This window comes from Plantactinospora mayteni (genome assembly GCF_016862935.1).
In the GTDB taxonomy this organism is placed as follows: domain Bacteria; phylum Actinomycetota; class Actinomycetes; order Mycobacteriales; family Micromonosporaceae; genus Plantactinospora; species Plantactinospora mayteni.
The window spans coordinates 38,649-58,709 of record NZ_BONX01000001.1 but is presented as its reverse complement, the minus strand read 5'-3'; the positions used below and the strand labels follow the sequence as shown (position 1 = coordinate 58,709).

Sequence of the window (20,061 nt, the reverse complement as noted above, 5' to 3'; positions counted from 1 at the left end):
GGCCCGGATTCCCGGAGTGGTCGGATGCCCATCCCCAGGCGGCAGAGTCCCGCATCCCGTCGGCGTACCCGCTCTTTCGCGGCGGCGGCGACGGTGCCGCCGGTCCGCGGGCCGCAGCGGTGAGCGCGCGGAGTGGCGTCGCCGGGATCGTGCTGGAACCCGCCGCCCGACAGTTCGCGGAGGCGACCGCGAAACCGCCGTTCCTCCACCAGCTCGGGCCGGAGCGGGGTCGGCGGGTCCTCGACCAACTCCAGTCCGGCAACGTCGCCAGGCCCGACGCCGACCTCGACGAGCGGGTGGTGCCGGGTGGGCCGGGCGGTGAGATCGCGGTCCGGGTGGTCCGGCCGGCGGGTGCCATCGGCCGGTTGCCGGTGATCCTCTATCTGCACGGCACCGGTTGGGTCTTCGGGAACTGCCGCACCCACGACCGGCTGATCCGGGAGTTGGCCGTCGGCACCGGGGCCGCGGTGGTCTTTCCGTACTACAGTCTCTCGCCCGAGGCGTGCTATCCGGTGGCGGTCGAGGAGTGCTACACGGTGCTGTGCTGGCTCGCCGGAGACGGCGCGGCCGACCTGGACGGGGAGCGGATCGCCGTGGCCGGCGACTCGGTGGGCGGCAACCTGGCGACGGCGGTGGCGCTGCTGGCGAAGCGGCGCGGTGCGCCGAGAGCGGTCGGGCAGGTGCTCTTCTACCCGGTCACCGACGCCCGGTTCGACACCACGTCGTACCGGATGTTCGCCGAGGGCTTCCATCTGCGCGGGGACGCGATGCGTTGGTTCTGGGACCAGTACGCGCCGGACGAGGCGGTACGGGCCGAGGCGGCCGCCTCGCCGCTGCGGGCGGCACCCGAACAACTCGCCGGGCTGCCGCCCGCGCTGGTCATCACGGCCGAGGCCGACGTGCTGCGGGACGAGGGCGAGGCGTACGCCCACCGGCTGCGGTCGGCCGGTGTCCAGGTCTCGGCGACCCGATACCAGGGGATCATCCACGACTTCGTGATGCTCGACGCGCTGCGCGGCACCGAGGCGGCCGAGGCGGCCATCAACCAGGCGGTCACCTTCCTGAAGCGGGCGCTACGGCTGGCCTGATCCGCGTGGTCCGCTTCCCCGCGTCGACCGGTCGGGGGAGTGTCATGTTCAAGCAGGACGAGTTCAACCAGGACGAGTTCAACCAGGACGAGCCGGGCCTGGCAGGTGCCCGCACGCGCCGCCGACGCTTCCCCGATGTTCCCGCCGGCCCTACCCGTGAGTGTGCCCTCGCGGTCACCGCGGCGGGACCACCGACGGCACACACTGAACAACAGCAGGAGAGCCGGCGGCCCGGAGGAGCGCGATGCGGTCAGGCGAGTGGCGGCAGGAGAAGCATGCCGGTGAGCGCGGCACGGTGGGGTCGGGCCAGCGCAGGGACGCCGCGTCCGGCGCCGGCCCAGAACATTCGATACTGGCGCTTCAGCACACCGCCGGCAACGCCGCCGTCGCCGCGGCCCTCTCCGGTGAACACGGCGCCGCCCCGTCCGTACCGGTGCAACGGGCACCCGGCGACAACCAGGGGAAGAAGAAGGGGAAAAGCAAGGAGTCGACCGAGGTCGCCCAACTGCGGCAGGACTACAACCTGCGGCTGTCGAACGGACCGCTGCTCAGCTCCGAGGAGCAGTCCCACATCGAGCGGGCCGACCCCGGCGACGCGTTGCGGGTCGAGACCGGCACGCACGACGATGCCCAGCGGTATCTCAACGCCAGCAGGTACTACGACTGGTTGCAACTGCCGCCCGGAAAGCGGCTGTTCGTCGCCACCCTGGCCTGGGAGGCGCGCGGTGGCCCGGATGCCGCGCGCGTCCGGGACAGCCCCGCGTATGTGCTGGCCCGGGGCATCCAGATGCACTCCCTTCCGAAGGAGCACCCGCTGTTACAGGAACTGGAAGCGGAGCTCAACGTCGATGTGCGCGACAAGTTCGCGGCGACCCTTGCCAGCAACCAACTACGGGCCGACCAGGATGGCGCCGAGGGCCTGAGCCCGGAGCAGATCGACGCGTACAACAAAAAGAATCAGCAGGCCAACACGCTGCTCAGGCGACTCTTCGTGATCATCCAGCAGGGGCTGGAGGTGGCCGGGGCCGAGGGAAAGTACTCGGCGGACCGGGACTGGCGCCGGCACACCGGCAACGTCGCCCGGGCGCTGGCCCACGGCGGCCGGGTCAATGTCCGGGTGGAGATTCCCCATCACGGGCGGACCGAGGAACCGATCGACGGCACGTCGCTGCCGACCTGGCTGGATATGTACGACCTGGACAAGCGGCCGTTCAGCACACACGACGTGACCGGCGGCAACGAGGAGACGCTGAGAGAGCGCGGCGGCCACGGGGCGACGATCCGCAAGCTCGTGGAGTTCCCGCGGCGCGACGAGCGCGGCGCCGACGTGGCGGCCGGCGGGATCGGCAGCCGCGACTTCAACGGCGACGTGGTGCTACCCAACGGCATGCACGGTCACATCCTGCTGGTATACCGACCGCCCACCGCCCGCAGCATCGGCGTGCTTGAAATCGGCATGGAGACCACCGCTCCGGAGAGCGTCTCCGACGCGCTGAAGGAGTTCTTCGTCGCGGCGATGCACCTGCCCGACGCACTGCGGCCCAAGCCGGACCCGAATGCCCCGAAGAACCCGGTCGGATACCGACACACCGCCAAGTCCACCGAGAAGACCGCCAACCCGGCGTCCAGCTTCGGCGGCCTCAAGCAGGACAAGCTCGGGGTGGGCAAGCTGGACACCATGCGGGTCACGTTGAGCGGCGACTGGCTGAGACGGCTGAAGGCGCAGGACGAGGAGCTGACCAGGAAAATCAACAAGGCCGGCCAGGACGAGCAGCAGTTGAAGGCGATCTTCGCGGCGCTGGTCGGTACCAGGGACGACTTCGGGCAGTTCCTGGCAGGCGAACCGCCGGCCACCGCCGCCACGGCCGAGTCGGCGGACCCGGACAGGATCGAGCCCGCTCCCGCCTGAGGCGGGCGACGGCGACCGGTGCCGGTGCCGGTGCCGAGCGGTGCCGGTGCCGAGCGGTGCGGTGCGGTGCGGGACGCAGGGTCAGATGGGGCGGAAGTGCTTGCCGCCGCCATAGCTGTCTTCGAGACGTACGGCGGGGACGTCGAGCAACTCGTTGATGCCTGGGAACTGGTCGGGCAGGTTCACTCCGCCCGCGACGGCCGGGGTCGGCTGGGTGTTGGCGTGCGTGTGGGCGTGCGACTCGCCGGCCTGCATCAGGTACTTGCCAGGCTCTTCTCCCCTGGCGACCGTCTGCGCCCGGTCCCGCCGGACCACCTGCTCTCCGTAGGTGTTCAGCATGACCGCGCGGCTGTGGATGTTCATTCCCTGCTGGCGCGCGGGACGGCCGCCCGTGCCCTTGACCCGTACGCCCGTGCTCTGGGCCGCGGCCAGGAACCCGGCGAGGTCGACGGCGTGTGACCGCTGGTAGGTCGCGCAGAAGTTGGTCAGCTCCGGGCTCATGTCGCCGCTGCTGAGATACGCGTCGACCAGGCGCTGGTGTGCGTCCTCCCGGAGCGACTCGAGGTAGAGGGTCTGCACCCCGTTCTGGTGTAACCGCGCCATGTTGTCGGTGGCCCAGGAGAAGAACGGCTCCTCGCGGTGCGCTCCGCCGATGACCAGACCGTCACTGGCCATCAGGAGCATGTCCGTGGCGTCGGCCGCCGGCATCGGGATTCCGCGCAGCATCCCGGCGGTCGCCGCCCTCCGCGCCTGTGCGTTGTCGGCACCGTCCTCGTCCTGGTACCGCGTGGCCCGGGCAACCGCGTCGTTGCCGAGCTGCTGGTCCCGGGCGGCCTGTGCCTCCCAGTACGGGCGAGACACCGGATCCCTACGACCCAGTTCCTCCATCATCTCGGCGTTGCTGCGGGCGCCGGTGGCGCCGCCTGCCAACGAGATACCCTCCTGCATCGCCACCTGGTTCAGGGCGGTGCCGAGCTGGTACCCCGCCCCCGGCGGGCTCATCTCGCTCAGCGAGGTCAGGTCGGTGTCGAGGTTGATTCGCTCCTTGACCGGCGTCTGCCCGGTGGCCGCCTGATAAGCGGCGCTCAGCTGGTCCCAGGTGTCCTGGCTCGCCTGAGCGGTGGCGCGTCGGCCGGAGAACGACCGGCGTGGGCCGCGGACCTGGACGGACGGGCCGGTCGGCTCCCGGTGCAGCTCGTCGGCGCTCACCCGCTGGACCGCCGGGGTGCCCGACGGCGATCCGGTCGGTTCGGGTGCGGTCCGCGCCGCCGGCTGTGCGGGCCGGGTACTGAGGGCACGGCGCGCGTTCGACTCCGCCGCCCGCTCGAAGGTGTCGCCCGGGTCGGAGACTTGCAGGCCGTGACCGTTGTCGGTGCCGGCGACCGGGCCGGAGCGTTGCTGGATGACGTGCGTGAGTTCGTGGGCGAGGGTGTGCCGGTCGGTGCCACCCTGGCCGAGTACCACGTGCGGTCCCGACGTGTAGGCGCGGGCGTTCACCTCCGCCGCCGAGCGCTCGGCGAGGGGGCCGGTGTGCAGTCGTACGTCGGAGAAGTCGGCGCCGAGTCGGGCTTCCATGTCCTGCCGTACCGGCTCGGTCAGCGAGGTGCCGGGTGAGCGCAGCACCTCGTGCACCGCCGACCGCTGTACCGGCTCGGACCCGGGTGCGAGCCCGTCGTGGCGGCCGTCGTGGGGGTGTTCCTGGTCCGGGTCGCTGCCGCGGCGCTGTACCGCCCGGGTCACCGCGGCGTTGCCGGCCCGGCGTTGCAGGGCCAGGATCGCGGCCGCCGAACCGGTCAGCCCGGCGGTGGTCTCCGGTCGGGTCAACCCGGCAGCGGTGGTCTCCGGTCGGGTCGGCGTGGTGGGGCGGGTCGAGGCGTCGCGGTCCGGCGGATCATGTGCTCGCATGGCTGCCCTCTTCCTCGTCAGTGGACCCGCGCGGGTTCCGTACGTGGTTGGTGCGCGCCGAACTCGCTTTCCAGCAGCAGTCGGCCGAGCTTGCGGTACTCCCGCTGCACCGCGCCGATCAGGTCCGACATCCGTACCGGCCGACCGGCCTCCGCCGCCAGGTACGCGGCGGTCACCACGCAGGCCCGGATGCTGCCGCCGGCCAGCTCGAAGTTCTGGGCGCAGAAGTCCAGGTCCAGATCCTCGTCGCGGGGGAGTTCGGTGCCGAGGCAGCGGTCCCAGAGCGCGCGCCGCTGCGCCACGTCCGGCATGGCGAAGTCGACGATCAGGTCGAGCCGCCGGGTGAACGCCTCGTCCAGGTTGGCCCGCAGGTTCGTGGTGAGCACCGCGACCCCGTCGAAGGACTCCATCCGTTGCAGCAGGTAGGCGCTCTCCAGGTTGGCATAGCGGTCGTGGGCGTCCCTGACCTCCGACCGCTTGCCGAAGATCGCGTCCGCCTCGTCGAAGAGCAGCAGTCCGTTGATGCCGGCCGCCTCGGTGAAGATCCGCTCCAGGTTCTTCTCCGTCTGGCCGACGTACTTGTCCACCACCGTGGAGAGGTCCACGACGTACAGGTCCAGGCCGAGGTCGGCGGCGACCACCTCCGCCGACATGGTCTTGCCGGTGCCCGAGTCGCCGGCGAACAGCGCCAGTACGCCCCGCCCCCGGCCGCCGCCGGGGCGCATCCGCCACCGGCCCAGCACCCGGTCCCGGTACCGCACCCGCAGGGCCAGTTCCCGCAACTGGTCGTGCACCGGGTCGGGGAGCACCAGGTCGGCCCAGCCGACGCCGGGTTCGATCCGCCGGGCCAGCCGGGCCAGGCCGCCGGCGTTCTGTCCGCGTACCCCGGCGCGCAGGTGGCCGGCGTCGACCCGGTCCGCACCGGCGAAGAGCGCGAGCTGGTCGGCGGCCTGCGCGGCTCGCCGTAGCTGGTCCGGGCCGAGCAGGTACGGCGCCAGCTCCCGCGCCGGGTCCACTCCATCGAGCCAGCCGGCGGGCCGGTCCGTGGCCCGTGCCCCGACGGCTCTCCGCCACAGCCTGGCCCGGCCCCGCTCGTCCAGCGGCGCGGCGGTGACCAGCAGTGGCGCCTGCCGGCTCCAGTGCGGATCCCACTCGACCGTCCCGGTGAGCAGCACCGGTACCGGCTGGTCGGCGACCCGGCGGAGCAGCCGGGCGTGTGCCGGCTTTCCGGCCGGGTCGAGTGCCTGGACCGGGCCGGCGACCAGGCCGGCGCCGCGCAGCCGGGCCTCCCGCACCGCGACGGCGAGCAGGTCGGCCGGGGCCGAGGCGGCGGTCAGCGCGTCCAGGTCGAGCCGGAGCACCGACCAGCCGGCCGTGACCAGCGCCGCGATCGCCAGGTCGTCGGCGGCGGCGCCGGACCGCTCCCGCAGGTAGCCCAGGTGTACCCCGGCACGCAGCGCCGCGCCGAGCCGGCTCGCGAGGTCGGCCCGCGCCGCCGCGTCGCCGATGCTGGCCGCGTCTTCGTCCTCCTCCGCCGGCCAGGCGAGCTCGGCGAGCTGGGCGTCGACGGTGTCGTCGCCGAGCAGATACCCGGCCACCCGGTCGGGTACCCGTAACGATCGGGACAGGTACGGCTGGTCCGCCCGCTCGACCAGCAGCAGACCGCCACCGACCAGGGGCGCGGAGCCGTCGAGCCGGGATCGTCCGGCGACTGCCGAGGCGGGGATCCCGGACAGCTCCAGGGCCAGCCCGATGGTCGCCCGGCGCCGGCTGACGTCGTCGTTGAGATAGCCGTAGAGCCGCTCGTACCGCGCCTCGACGTCGGGCAGTAACGCGACGAGCAGGAACTCCAGGTCCAACGCGGTGAGCCCGAAGCCGCGCGCCAGCCGGCGCAGCCGGGGTTCGGTCCCGTCCGCGGCGGCCCGGTCCGCCGTCTCCTCCACTTCGGCCAACGCCTGGGCGTCGGACGGGTCCCCGCAGCCGGTTTCGGTGGTCGCTGACGGCGTGGCGGCCAGGCGTTCGGCGTCGGCCGCCGACACGTACAGCCCGCGGAAGGCGTCGTCCGGGTCGGGATCGTCGCGGCGGCGCTCGGCCACCAGCCGACGTACCCGCGCGGCGACCAGCCCGAGCCGGGCGAACAGGTACGCCGTGCCGTCCGCGCCGCTCGTCCGGGGCCGCCTGGTCATCGGCGGCCGTCCGGTCATCGGCGGCCGTCCGGGACGACGCGGGTACGCCGGCTCGCCCGCGCCCCGGTGATGTCGCTGACCCCGACAGTCCGTTCCCGCACCGGAGGCGCGGCCGGCGTCCGGCGGGCCGAGACCGGGGCGGTGACCACCAGGTCCAACGACGGTTTGAGTTCCCCGCCGAGCGCGGTCCACACATCGGCCAGGGCACGTCCCTCGCCGGGCGGTGCGGCGACCGCCATCGGCACCGCCAGGCGCAGCGCGGCCAGCGAGCCGGTCATCCGGTCGGCCGGCAGCTCGTCGTACCGGACCAGATTGGTGAGCAGGGCGGAGAGTAGGCGGTGCTCGTCGGTGGGCCGGTTGGTCCACGCGGTGACCAGATAGGACAGGGCGAAGAAGTGCGGCGAGTCGTGCCAGGCCACCATCTGACCCGCCGCGTCCCGCTCGGCGACCCGGCCCTGGAAGTGCCGGGACCGGTCCTCCCGAATGTCGTACAGGAACAGGTTCACCGTCGGCGCGTTGCGCCGGTTCGCCCAGTCCCGGGTGGGTGCGTCGAACGACACGTCCACTCCGGTACCCGCCAGTGCCTCGGCCACGACCAGCCCGCGCAGTGCCTCGTCGACCTCGTGTATCACGCCTCCGCCCCCATCGTCGTCACCAGCTCCGGTGCAGCAGCCCGGGTGGTTGCTGGGCCGGCAGCACCACCAGGAACGGTGTGCTCACCGGACTGAACCCGGTGCCGGTGGCCACCGCCAGCCGCCTGCCCAACCGGTCCTTCGGCAGCACCAGCAACTGGGCGGTGAAGGTGCCGTCGGCCGCCGGTCGCACCGGTGCGGCGGCTGCGGTGATGCCGACGTCCCAGGTCAGCCGCACCGGCCGGCCGGGTGGGAAGTCGAGTCCCCGGATGGCGGCGACGAAGCCGGGCGGCCCGATCGACGGCAGCGCCACGATCCGTGGGGCGACGACCCGGAGCGGGGCGGTGGCGGTGTCGTTGTCCGGGTCGGTGTTGCCGCCGGTGGTGGTGACGGTGCCCCGGACGGTCGTGCTGAGCGCCGCGCCCGGGGAGAGCGTGCCGGTGACGGTGGCGGCGGCGCCCGGGGCGAGGTCCGGCACCGGGCAGCCGTCGACCGGGCAGTTGGCGAGGGGCCCGCCGACCGGTACGCCGCTGGGCAGCCCGGGCCGGACCCGCAGACCGGTCGCGGTCGTCCCGCCCGCGTTGCGCACCGTGTACGTGACGGTGACGGTGCCGCCGACGTATCCCGGCCGCGGGTCGACCGAGACGGTCAACGTCGGATCGGCCGGGCTGCCGGGTGGCGCGGGGGCGACCCGTACCGTGGTCACCGCGCGGTTGTCCGACGGGTCCGCGTCGGTCGGGCTGGCCTCGACCGACCAGCCCACCTCGAAGCTGCCGAGGGCGGTGCCCACCAGGTCGACCCTGATTTCGACGGTACGTCCCACCCCGAGCCGGCCCAGCGCGCAGCGCAGGGTGGCGAGCACGCAGTCGCCGACCGGTGTGTCGAGACCCGTCACCGACAGCCCGGCCGGGACACGGAGGGTGCCCCGGACGTCGTCGGCGGCGGTCGGCCCCTGGTCGGTGACGGCGAGCCGCAGCGAGGTCCGGCCGCCGACGACAGTGCTGGGCGCGGGGGCCGACACGGTGGCGGCGACATCGACGCGGCGTTGCCAGGTCGGCTCCTTCTGCCGTCCGGGCAGGTGCCCGGTGAGCGGCCCGACCGTGCCGTCGGCGAGATCGTAGCTCCACAGCGCCTCGGGCGAGTTGTTGTCTTCGGCCCGGCGGGCCGAGAAGGCGAGCCGCTCGCCATCCGGCGACCAGGCCACGTCGCGCGGCTGGTGTGGGCCGTCGGGCCGGTTGGGGACCGGTAGGGCGCAGGATCCGCCGCCGGCGGGGAGCAGCAGCCGGCAGCCGCCGTCGGCCAGGTCGACCAGGACCAGGCCGTCGGCCTCCCGGTTGAAGACCAGCCGGGTGCCGTCCGGGGAGTACCCGGCGCTGTCGTCGACGACCGGGCATTCGCTGCCGCAGATCGTCTCGGTCAGGTCGGTCTGGTCGAGCCCGTCGCTGGCATTGGCGGTCCAGATGTGGGTGGAGACGTCGCCCCGGTAGGTGCCCCGGGTGAAGGCGAGCCGGGTGCCGTCGGGCGACCAGGCCGGCTGGGTGTCGTCGAGCCCGGCCAGCGCGTCCGGGATCGGCAGGTCCAGCAGGCGCTGCCCGGTGCCGGCGTCGACCACCTCGATCCGGGACGGGGTACGCGGCGCCTCGGCCCCGTCCCCGGGCGAGTTGCGGACCAGGGCGAGTCGGGTGCCATCCGGTGACCAGGCCGGGTCGGTCTCCCGGTCGCCGCGGCCCCGCCCCTCGATCGGCAGCAGGCGTGGCTGGCGCCCGTCGGCGGCCACGATCCAGATCCGCTCGGTCCGGACGCCACCGACCGTCTCGAACCGGCTGACCGCGATCTGCTGCCCGTCGGGCGAGTACGCCTGCCGTTCGAACCACGGATCGCCGTCGACCGGCTCCCAGAGCAGCCGCGAGTCGATGATCGCCCCGGGGTCCTCACGCAGCACCGGCAGGCGCAGGTCGCGGGGATCCACCCCGTTCGGCCGGATGTCCTGGAGGGTGGCGGTGGTCCGGTCGGGGGCACTGGTCCGGCCGACCAGCAGGGATTCGCTGCTGGCGCCGGGGGCGGTGTACCAGGTGGGATGGCTGACGTCGCGGTCCTCGCCGAGCCGTGGCACCACCACGCACTCGCAGACGTCCTCCTGGACCAGCACCGAGTAGACCCGGTCGACGTCCCCGCTCGTCTCGCCGTCCGGCAGCGTACGGCTGACGAACGCCACGGTTGCCCCGTCGGCCGTCCAGGCCGGCTGCCGGGCCTGCCAGCCGGCCGGCAGCAACTGGGCCCGGCCGGTGCCGTCCGGGGCGGTCAGCCACACTTCGGGACTCGGGCCGGAGGGCCCAATCGTGTAGGCGATGCGCTGGTGCGCCGGGTTCGGGTCCCAGGCCGGCTCGGCGGCCCCGGTGGGTTCGGCGGTGACCCGGGTGATCCGGCCGCCCTCGGCGGGCAGCCGGTAGATCTGGGGGACGCTGTCGTTGCCGCGCTGACCGGCGAAGGCCAGCGTCGTGCCCTCCGGTGACCAGGTCGGCCACGTGTTGTCGCCGGTCCCGTCGGTCACCCGTCGGCTGCCGCCACCGTCGGCGTCGACCACGAAGACGTCGTGCCCGCCGTCGGCGCGGCCGGCGGCGGAGCTGTACGCGATCCGGGTGCCGTCCGGGGAGAGCACCGGCCGGGACTCGTCGGTCGAGTTCCGGGTGACCCGGAGCACCGGACCCGTGCCGCGGCGCAGGTACACCTCGGTGCTGCGCGCGTCGCGCCGGCTCACCCAGGTCACCGCCGACCCGCGGGCCGAGACCTCGTCGTCGAAGTGGTCAGGTCCGGTGTCGAAGAACGGCACCGCGGTCGCCGCAGACCCCTCGCCCCGGATCACGCCGAGGCTGCGGTGCCCGGTGCCCGCGTACGCGATTCGCTGGCTCAGGTCGGCGTTCGGGGCCGGTACGGGCACCGCCGTCGGGGCTGGTGCGGGCGCGGCGGCCCGGCCCTGGGCGACGAACCCGGCGGTAGGCGGCGGCGCGGCGACGAGCAGCACCGCCAGGACGGCGGGGAATCCGATCATGCGTCGCAAGTGGACCTCGGCGGGGCGTGCGGTGTACGGGGCGGCCATCGTCATCCTCCGGGGTTCCTCCGGCCGGCCGCCTCGGCCCGGGGGGCACCGGTGGGGGCAGCGGTGCCGGCCCGTTCAGGCAATCCGCGGTGGCGAGCACCGTCTAGATCAACCCGTTGCGTAGGGCATAGGCCACGGCGTGCGCCCGGTTGCGCAGCTGTAGCCGACTGGTGACGTCATGCAGGATGTTCTTCACGGTCCGCTCCGAATAGGAGAGCTTGCTGGCGATCTCCCGGGTGTCGAGTCCGTCCGCGATCAGCCGAAGCACGTCCACCTCCCGGGTGCTCAACCCGAGCAGGGTGAGGCCCCGCGGTTCGAGTACCTGCCGCTGGAGCCGCCCCATCTGGGCCATCAGCCGACCCAGCAGGTCCGCGGGGAGCGCTCCTTCGCCGCGGGCGACGGCCAGGACGATGTGGCTGAGCCGTTCCGCGCTCGCCTCGGCCCGGCGGACCACCCCCACCACGCCGTGCTCCACCGCCAGGGAGAGCCCGGCGTCGTCGATCCTGGCCGGCACCAGCACCAGTTTGGCCGGGCCGGCCCGGTGCAGCCGGCGCAGTAGCCGGGTGGCCGACTCGTCGAGGGCGTCGACGACCACCAGCGCGACACTCTCGGGCGTCTCCTGGCCCGGCTCGACCACCCACAGGTCCGGCCTGGCGCGGAGTTGGCTCTCCACCCCCAGCCGCGAGATCGGGTCCTCCGCGTGGACGCTCACCGTGACACGGTGCATCTCCAGCCTCCCCCACACAGGTCGGCGCCCTGTCCCGGGCGTCCGGTCCGGACGGTGCCGGCGCGCCGGGCACCAGCGCGCGGCGGTACGGCAGAGGGTGCCGGATCCGACTTCGCGTGCACCTAACGTGGACCTAACGGGCAAGGGTTCTGCCCGTGCCGGTACCCGGCTGGACGGTCGGCAGGCAGTGCCGCGCGCCTAGCGTGGGCGGACATGAGTGTCTCGTTGGGCCTGGTGGACACCCCGACAGTGGTCGTGCCGGGAGAAAGCGCCGACATCCCGGTGACCGTCCGGAACTCGGGTGACGTCGTCGAAGCGTACGACCTCGCCATCGTCGGCATGCCCGACGCGTGGGCGACGTTCGACCCGCCGAGGGTCTCCCTCTATCCCGGCGCCAGCCAGATCGTCGTGCTCACCGTCCGGCCGCCCCGGTCCGCCGAGGTCCGGGCCGGGGAGCTGCCGTACGGCGTCCGGGTGGTCCCGTCCGAGGCACCGCAGACCGCGACGGTCGAGGAAGGCGTGCTGACCATCGCGCCGTTCTCCGAGGTGACCGCGGAGCTGCGGCCACAGGTGCGGCGGGCACTGCTCGGCGCCCGTTATCGCCTCGCCGTGGTCAACGGCGGCAACGTCGAAGAGGCGCTGACCGTCACCGCGGCCGACGGAGCCGAGCAGCTACGCTTCGCGCCCCGGCCGAGGGCGACGACCCTGGCTGCGGGCGAGCGGTATCTGGCCGTCCTCGGCGTACGGGCCCGGCGGCTGCTCTGGCGCGGCGCACCGCGACACCTGCCGTTCCGGGCGCTGCTGACCGACCGGGCGGGTCGGGCCGTCACCCTGGACGGGACACTGGTGCAGCAGCCCGTACTCTCCGGTTGGCTGCTCAGAGTGTTGGCGCTGCTGCTGGCGCTGCTGTTGCTCCTGCTCGCCCTCTGGTTCGGTCTACTGCGCCCGGCGGTGCGCTCGGCGGCCGAGGAGGCCGTCGACGACAAGGTGGCGCAGGTCGCGAACGAGGCGGAGGAGGCGGCGAGCGAGGCCGCCGGCCAGGCCGCGCGCGACGCCGTCGCGGAGGAACGCGCCGACACCCCCACCGCCCCGCCGCCGTCGCCGGAGGCTGCCAGTGGGAGCGACGGCACCGGCGGTGGGCAGTTCGCCACCGCGCTTGTGCTGCGGACCAATCCCGGGAGCACGGCCTCGCGCAGCTACACCGTGCCCCGCAACCGGGTGCTCCTGATCACGGACTTCCTGGTCGACAACCCGCAGGGGGACACCGGGACGCTGACCATCACCGCCGACGAGGTGCGGGTGGTCACCTACGGCCTGGAGAACTTTCGCAACCAGGACTACCACTCGGTCACCCCGATCCGGGTGCCGGCCGGAGCCCGGGTGACCCTCACGGTCGGGTGCCGGCAACCCGGCACCCCGGTCGGTGCTTCCGCGCCGCGGACCTGCCAGGAGGGGCTCTACCTCAACGGCACCCTGAGCCGGGCGGCTGAGGACTAGGGTCTCCCACCGGCCGGCAGGCAACGGGTCGCGATGAACGCCGCCGCCCGTTGCCACGACTGGCCAGCGGAAGCACTCGCCTACGCACTGCATGCCCGCGCGCTGATCTGGCTCGGAGCTCTCGACCACCCGCACGACGACTCAGGTCCCCGGCGCGCACGACGGGATGACGGCGAGCCAGCTCACCCTGGACGTCGAGGTGCGGACAGTCCCCGCACGGGAAGGCTCCGGAGGTGACCGGCGAGATCGCCGTCACCTTCGGCGGTATCACGCAGGTGGTTCCGCTGGTCGGCGGCGCGGCCGTCCTCACACTGCCGACCACCGGACTGGCCACAGGCGTCTACCCGGTCCACGTCGCCTACTCCGGTGACTCGACCTACGCTCCCGACGCGGCAGTCCAGCAGAAGCTGCGGGTTCGGTAGCCAGCAGGCTTGGTGGGCCGGCGACCTCCCGTCGTCGGCTCACCATCAGCGATTCCGGGGCCGTCCGGGCCGAACTCCCCGGCCCCACCTACCGAAGGTGATCGCCAGCGGACAAGTATCCCAACCCTCGTCACTCGATGATCACCTGCCGTGGCCGCGCTCACTCCCGCAGCAGTGGTTGATCAAGACCGTCGCCCGCGACGCCCACGGCTTCGGCCGGCGCGCAGCGTCCGGCTCAAGTGGTCATCAGACGAATCCTGGTTAGGGTACGCAGCGCTCGGCGAGAAATGCCAGGTGGAGGATTGGACTGCGCGTCCACTATTGACTTTCATCTGATGACTGCCCTACGGTCGCGTTGACAGCCCTCGATGGCAGGCATGGTGACTGGGCAAGCGCCGTGTCCACCGGGCGACCCTTCCGGGCACGGTCGCGTCGCGAGAGCGGGTCTCTGCGGGCCAAGACCCACACCCCACGTATGCCAGTTTCGACGAGCAGAGGGAGTTTTGTCATGTTAAGGCGCAGATTTATTGCCGGGCCGGCTGCGGTGGCGGCTCTCGTCGTGGCCATCAGTGGCGCGATGCTGAGCGGTGGGCTCGGTGGCAGGGCCTCGGCAGCGGATGTCGGAACCCTCGCGGCGACCGCTGGATGCGGTAAGAATCCGGCGCTCACGAGTGGCACGCACACGATCCAGAGCAGCGGCAAGAGCCGTAGCTTCATCCTGAGGGTTCCCGACGGCTATGACAGAAACCGTCCGTACCGGTTGGTCTTCGGGTTCCATTGGTGGGGCGGTACTGCCGTCGACGTCGCCACTGGTCAGACCGTGCAACGGGACGTGTGGGCGTACTACGGACTGCTGCGACTGTCGAACAACAGCACGATATTCGTCGCGCCCCAGGGCATCGGCAACGGTTGGGCCAATGCGGGCGGCGAGGACGTGACCTTCACCGACGACATGCTCCGGCTAATCGAGAACGGGCTCTGCGTCGACACCACGCAGCGCTTCTCCGTGGGCTTCAGCTATGGCGGCGCCATGAGTTATGCGCTCGCGTGTGCCCGGCCGAACGTGTTCCGCGCGGTTGCCGTCCAGTCCTCTCCCGGCACGCTCAGCGGGTGCAACGGTGGCACCCAGCCCGTCGCGTATCTCGGGGTGCATGGCATCGGCGACAATATCGCCAGCGGCCGGTCGTTGCGCGATCGGTTCGTCAGGAACAACGGCTGCGCGGCCTCGAATCCGCCGGAGCCGACGGCGGGCAGCCTGACACACAGGGTCACCACCTACTCGGGGTGCTCGGCCGGGCATCCGGTTGTCTGGGCGGCGTTCGACGGAGGTCACATCGCCGCTCCGCAGGACGGCGCCCCGGGTGACAGCGGGTCCAGGACCTGGGTTCCGGGAGAGGTGTGGAGGTTCTTCACCCAGTTCCAGGGCACGCCGCCGACCCCGCCCACCACGACCCCTGGCACGCCGCCGACGACGTCGCCGTCGGCCAGCCCGCCGCCGGGAAGCTGTGCCGCCACCTACCGGATCGCCAGTCAGTGGCAGGACGGATTCCAGGGCGAGGTGGCCGTCACCGCCGGCAACGGCGGCCTGACCGGATGGCGGGTGAGCTGGACCTTCACCAACGGGCAGACCATCACCCAGATCTGGGGCGGCCGCAACGCACCCAGCGGCAGCACCCAGAACGTCTCGAACGAGACCTGGAACGGCAACCTGGCCGCGGGCGCCTCGACCACCTTCGGCTTCATCGGCAGTTGGACCGGCACCAACAGCGTGCCGTCCCTGACCTGCGCGCGGGCGTAACGGCTCCTTCGCCACCGCGACAGCCAACCGGGCACGCGACCGCGTGCCCGGTCGGCGACCACCCGGTTCAGAAACCACTCCTCAAGGGGCAGTCGTGAGATTCGCATTCCCATTTTCGGCCAGGGAAGGATTCAGGGCTACTGTGGCCCGCGTCGCGAGCGTGTTGTGTCTTGTGGCGCTGTTCGCCGTGCCGGCTCCCGCGCGGGCGGACAATCCAATTGTCCAGACGATCTACACCGCTGATCCGGCCCCTCTGGTGCACGACGGCCGGGTGTATCTGTATACCGGCCGTGACGAGGACGGTTCGACCTACTTCACCATGCGGGAGTGGCGGGTGTGGTCGTCGGCGGACATGGTCAACTGGACCGATCACGGCTCACCGATGAACCTGTCCACTTTTAGTTGGGCGAGCGCGGACGCGTGGGCCGGGCACACCACATACAGAAACGGCAAGTTCTACTGGTACGTGCCGGTGAAGAACCGGGCCACCGGGTCGATGGCCATCGGGGTGGGTGTGTCGGACAGCCCGACCGGGCCGTTCCGGGACGCGTTGGGTCGGCCGTTGGTCGCCAACGGTGAGATCGACCCGGCGGTGTTCATCGACGACGACGGCCAGGCGTATCTGTACTGGGGCAACCCGCGATTGTGGTACGTGCGGCTGAACCCGGACATGATCTCGTACACCGGCAACCCGACGCAGATCCCGTTGACCACGGCCGGGTTCGGCACCCGCACCGGCAACCCCAGTCGGCCCACCCTGTACGAGGAGGCGCCGTGGGTCTACAAGCGCAACGGCCTCTACTACATGATTTTCGCGGCGGAATGCTGCGCCGAGTTCATCGCCTACTCCACCGCCCCGACCCCGACCGGGCCCTGGACATACCGGGGCACGATCATGCCCCGGCAGGGTAGCAGCTTCACCAACCACCCCGGGATCGTGGACTTCAACGGCGGTTCGTACTTCTTCTATCACAACGGCGCGCTACCGGGCGGTGGTGGTTTCACCCGGTCGGTGGCGGTGGAGAAGTTCACCTACAACACGAACGGCACCATCCCGACGATCAACATGACCACCGCCGGTCCTCCGCAGATCGGCACCCTGAACCCCTACCTGCGTCAAGAGGCCGAGACGATCGCCTGGGAAGTCGGTGTCGAAACCGAACCGTCCAGCGAAGGCGGAATGAACGTCGCCCAGATAAGCAACGGCGACTACACCAAAGTCAAGGGCGCCGCCTTCGGTACCGGCGCGACGTCGTTCAACGCCCGGGTGGCCTCGGCCACCAGCGGCGGCCGTATCGAAGTGCGCCTGGACGGCACGAACGGCCCCGTCGTCGGCACCTGCAACGTCCCGGGCACCGGCGGCTGGCAGACCTGGACCACCGTCTCCTGCGCGGTGAACGGCGCGACCGGCACCCACGACCTGTATCTGCGGTTCACCGGCGGTAGCGGCAACCTCTTCAACCTCAACTGGTGGCAGTTCGACGCCGGCGACCCGACCACACCGCCGCCGACGACTCCACCGACGACTCCACCGACGACGCCGCCGCCGACCACGCCGTCCGGGTTGTGCGCCGCGACCTATCGCACCACCAACTCCTGGTCGGGTGGCTTCCAGGGCGACGTGACCGTGACAGCCGGATCCGCGGCGATCAACGGTTGGACGGTCCGCTGGACGCTCGCGAACGGACAGACCATCGGCCAGATCTGGAACGGGACGCTGACCACGAGCGGATCGGCGGCGACCGTACGGAACGTCGCGTGGAACGGCTCGCTCGGCGCGGGCGCCGGGACGACGTTCGGCTTCATCGGCAGCGGTACGCCCTCGACCCCGTCCCTCACGTGCACCAGCCCCTGATCACCGAACCCTTTTCCAATCTCCCTTGTGGTCCGTCCTGGCCGCAGGTCGAGGTCGGGGCGGACGCCACACGGTCCAGGTGGAAAAGGTTCACTTACGATAATGGAGATCAATATGTCCGAAGTGACTCGAAGGAGACTCCTCACCGCCGGCGCGGCCGGAATGGGAGCCGCGCTGCTCCCGGCCGGGTGGACCGCCCTGGCCCGGGCCGGTTCGACCGCGCCAGCCGAGGTACTCGCGGCCAACGACCTGGCGCTGTGGTACGACGAGCCGGCGGGCGCCGATTGGTTGCGGGCGCTTCCGATCGGCAACGGTCGTCTCGGTGCGATGGTGTTCGGGAATGTCGACACGGAACGGCTCCAGCTCAACGAGGACACGGTCTGGGCCGGTGGGCCGTACGACTCCGCCAACCCTCGCGGCGCGGCGGCGCTGCCGGAGATCCGGCGACTGGTCTTCGCGGATCAGTGGAGCCAGGCGCAGAATCTGATCAACCAGGCGATGATGGGGACCCCGGGTGGGCAGCTCGCCTACCAACCCGTCGGCAACCTTCGGCTCGCCTTCGGCACCGCCAGCGGGGCGTCGCAGTACAACCGGATTCTCGATCTGACCACCGCCACCACCTCCACGACCTACGTGTTGAACGGCGTGCGGTACCAGCGTGAGGTGTTCGCGAGCGCCCCGGACCAGGTGATCGTGGTCCGGCTGACCGCCGACCGGGCCAACTCGATCACGTTCAACGCCACCTTCGACAGTCCGCAACGGACCACGGTGTCCAGCCCGGACGGCGCCACGATCGCACTGGACGGGATCTCCGGCAACATGGAGGGCATCAACGGCTCGGTGCGGTTCCTCGCCCTGGCCAACGCCGTCGCCACCGGTGGCACCGTGAGCAACTCCGCCGGCACGCTGCGGGTGTCCGGCGCGACCAGCGTCACCCTGCTGGTCTCGATCGGCTCCAGCTACGTCAACTATCGCACCGTCAACGGCGACTACCAGGGCATCGCGCGTACCCGTCTCAACGCCGCCCGCAACGTCGGCTACGACCAGTTGCGGGGTCGGCATGTGGCTGATTACCAGCGGTTGTTCGGGCGGGTGTCGATTGATCTGGGGCGTACGTCCGCGGCCGATCAGCCGACTGATGTGCGGATTGCGCAGCATGGGGGTGTGGATGATCCGCAGTTCTCGGCGTTGTTGTTCCAGTTTGGCCGGTACCTGTTGATCTCTTCGTCGCGGCCGGGTACGCAGCCGGCGAATCTTCAGGGTATCTGGAATGATCAGATGGCTCCGCCGTGGGACTCGAAGTACACGATCAACGCGAATCTGCCGATGAACTACTGGCCTGCGGACACGACGAATCTAGCCGAGTGTTTCGCGCCAGTCTTCGATCTGGTCCGGGATCTGGCGGTGACGGGTGCTCGTACGGCGCAGGTGCAGTATGGCGCGGGTGGTTGGGTCGCGCATCACAACACCGACGGGTGGCGGGGTACGTCGGTGGTCGATGGTGCGTTGTGGGGTATGTGGCAGACCGGTGGGGCGTGGCTGGCCAGTCTGATCTGGGATCATTATCTTTTCACTGGTGATGTCGGCTTCCTTCGGTCCAACTATCCGGCGTTGAAGGGTGCGGCCCAGTTCTTCCTCGATACCCTGGTCGCCCATCCGTCGCTCGGGTTCCTGGTCACCAATCCGTCGAACTCGCCGGAGCTCGCTCACCACTCCGGGGTCAGCGTGTGTGCGGGGCCGACGATGGACAATCAGATTCTGCGGGATCTGTTCGACGGTGTCGTCCGGGCCGGCGAGGTTCTGGGGGTGGACGCCGATTTCCGGGTTCAGGTGCGGGCGGCCCGGGAGCGGTTGGCGCCGATGCGGGTCGGGTCCCGGGGGAACATTCAGGAGTGGCTCGCTGACTGGGTGGAGACCGAGCGGACCCACCGGCACATCTCGCACCTGTATGGTCTGCATCCGAGTAACCAGATCACCCGGCGTGGTACGCCGCAGTTGTATGAGGCGGCGCGTCGGACGTTGGATCTGCGTGGTGATGACGGGACGGGCTGGTCCCTGGCCTGGAAGATCAACTATTGGGCGCGGATGGAGGACGCCACCCGCGCGCACAAACTCATCCGGGATCTGGTACGGACCGACCGGCTCGCGCCGAACATGTTCGACCTGCACCCACCATTCCAGATCGACGGCAACTTCGGCGCCACCTCCGGCATCGCGGAGATGCTGCTACAGAGCCACCACAACGAACTACACCTGCTCCCCGCACTGCCAACCGCCTGGCCCACCGGGAACGTGACCGGGCTGCGTGGCCGCGGCGGATACACCGTCGGCATGGCATGGACCAGGGGACAGGCCGACGAGTTTCTCATCCGGGCCGACCGCGACGGCACCGTCAAGCTCCGCGCCCGGCTGTTCACCGGGAACCACACGGTGGTCGACGTCACCGACGGCACCACGCCGGCCACCACGCGACCCGAGGCCGACGTCATCCAGCTCACCGTCCGGGCCGGCCACACCTACCGGGCGGCGCGGCCCGGCGTGACGCCGTCGCCGACCCTCAGCGTCACGCCCTCGGCCAGTCCGTCCGCCCCGCCGAGCGCGACCAGCTCGCCCACGCCGTCGGGGGCGACAGCGGCGTACTCCGTGACCGGCTCGTGGCCCGGTGGCTTCCAGGCAGACGTCAGAGTGACCGCCGGATCGAAACCGATTACGGGCTGGACCGTCTCCTGGGCATTCCCCAACGGGCAGGTCATCAACCAGATCTGGAGTGGGTCGTACACCCAGAACGGCGCGAACGTGGCAGTGGCGAACGTCGCCTACAACGGTGCGCTCGCCGCTGGCGCCTCCACCACCTTCGGCTTCATCGCCACCGTGAACGGTACGAACAACCCGCCGACCAACATCACCTGCACCACGACCTGACCACTCGGGAAGGGGGCCAGAGG

The 20,061-nt window shown here is 71.3% G+C and carries 12 protein-coding genes; 7 read left to right on the top strand and 5 right to left on the bottom strand.

What is annotated here, in order from left to right; genetic code table 11:
* Positions 1–119 precede the first annotated feature (119 nt).
* Positions 120–1,088, top strand: coding sequence for an alpha/beta hydrolase (locus Pma05_RS00195; protein WP_239311429.1), 969 nt, complete (start codon positions 120–122; stop codon positions 1,086–1,088).
* A gap of 244 nt (positions 1,089–1,332) precedes the next feature.
* Entirely contained in the window at positions 1,333–2,997 is a 1,665-nt protein-coding gene (locus Pma05_RS00190; protein WP_203855151.1) for a hypothetical protein, read from the top strand.
* Positions 2,998–3,078: 81 nt separating this feature from the next.
* Here Pma05_RS00190 and Pma05_RS00185 read toward each other — a convergent pair whose 3' ends face one another.
* The 5 genes from Pma05_RS00185 to Pma05_RS00165 all read right to left on the bottom strand — a co-directional run bounded on the left by Pma05_RS00185 (position 3,079) and on the right by Pma05_RS00165 (position 11,529).
* The gene (locus Pma05_RS00185; RefSeq protein ID WP_203855150.1) at positions 3,079–4,902 is read right to left on the bottom strand and encodes an eCIS core domain-containing protein; all 1,824 of its coding nucleotides are present in this window, start codon (positions 4,900–4,902) and stop codon (positions 3,079–3,081) included.
* A gap of 17 nt (positions 4,903–4,919) precedes the next feature.
* On the bottom strand, positions 4,920–7,088 hold the full coding sequence (locus Pma05_RS00180; protein WP_203855149.1) for an AAA family ATPase: 2,169 nt from the start codon (positions 7,086–7,088) through the stop codon (positions 4,920–4,922).
* Positions 7,089–7,102: 14 nt separating this feature from the next.
* Positions 7,103–7,720 (bottom strand): Pvc16 family protein, encoded by a 618-nt coding sequence (locus Pma05_RS00175; protein ID WP_203855148.1) that lies wholly within the window; start codon positions 7,718–7,720, stop codon positions 7,103–7,105.
* Between the two features lie 19 nt (positions 7,721–7,739).
* Positions 7,740–10,769, bottom strand: coding sequence for a DUF11 domain-containing protein (locus Pma05_RS00170; RefSeq protein ID WP_203855147.1), 3,030 nt, complete (start codon positions 10,767–10,769; stop codon positions 7,740–7,742).
* A gap of 151 nt (positions 10,770–10,920) precedes the next feature.
* Entirely contained in the window at positions 10,921–11,529 is a 609-nt protein-coding gene (locus Pma05_RS00165) for a helix-turn-helix transcriptional regulator (protein ID WP_239311427.1), read from the bottom strand.
* 228 nt (positions 11,530–11,757) lie between these two features.
* On the opposite strand from Pma05_RS00165, the gene Pma05_RS00160 reads away from it, so the two are divergent.
* From Pma05_RS00160 to Pma05_RS00140, 5 genes are all read left to right on the top strand, one after another.
* Entirely contained in the window at positions 11,758–13,041 is a 1,284-nt protein-coding gene (locus Pma05_RS00160; RefSeq protein ID WP_203855145.1) for a COG1470 family protein, read from the top strand.
* Between the two features lie 233 nt (positions 13,042–13,274).
* Entirely contained in the window at positions 13,275–13,463 is a 189-nt protein-coding gene (locus Pma05_RS00155; protein WP_203855144.1) for a hypothetical protein, read from the top strand.
* Positions 13,464–13,971: 508 nt separating this feature from the next.
* Entirely contained in the window at positions 13,972–15,261 is a 1,290-nt protein-coding gene (locus Pma05_RS00150) for a CE1 family esterase (RefSeq protein WP_203855229.1), read from the top strand.
* A 142-nt stretch (positions 15,262–15,403) separates the two neighbouring features.
* Positions 15,404–17,116 carry a family 43 glycosylhydrolase gene (locus Pma05_RS00145; protein ID WP_239311425.1) on the top strand — a complete coding sequence of 571 codons (1,713 nt, stop codon included), beginning with the start codon at positions 15,404–15,406 and terminating at the stop codon, positions 17,114–17,116.
* Positions 17,117–17,230: 114 nt separating this feature from the next.
* Positions 17,231–20,038 (top strand): glycosyl hydrolase family 95 catalytic domain-containing protein, encoded by a 2,808-nt coding sequence (locus tag Pma05_RS00140; RefSeq protein ID WP_203855143.1) that lies wholly within the window; start codon positions 17,231–17,233, stop codon positions 20,036–20,038.
* Positions 20,039–20,061 lie beyond the last annotated feature (23 nt).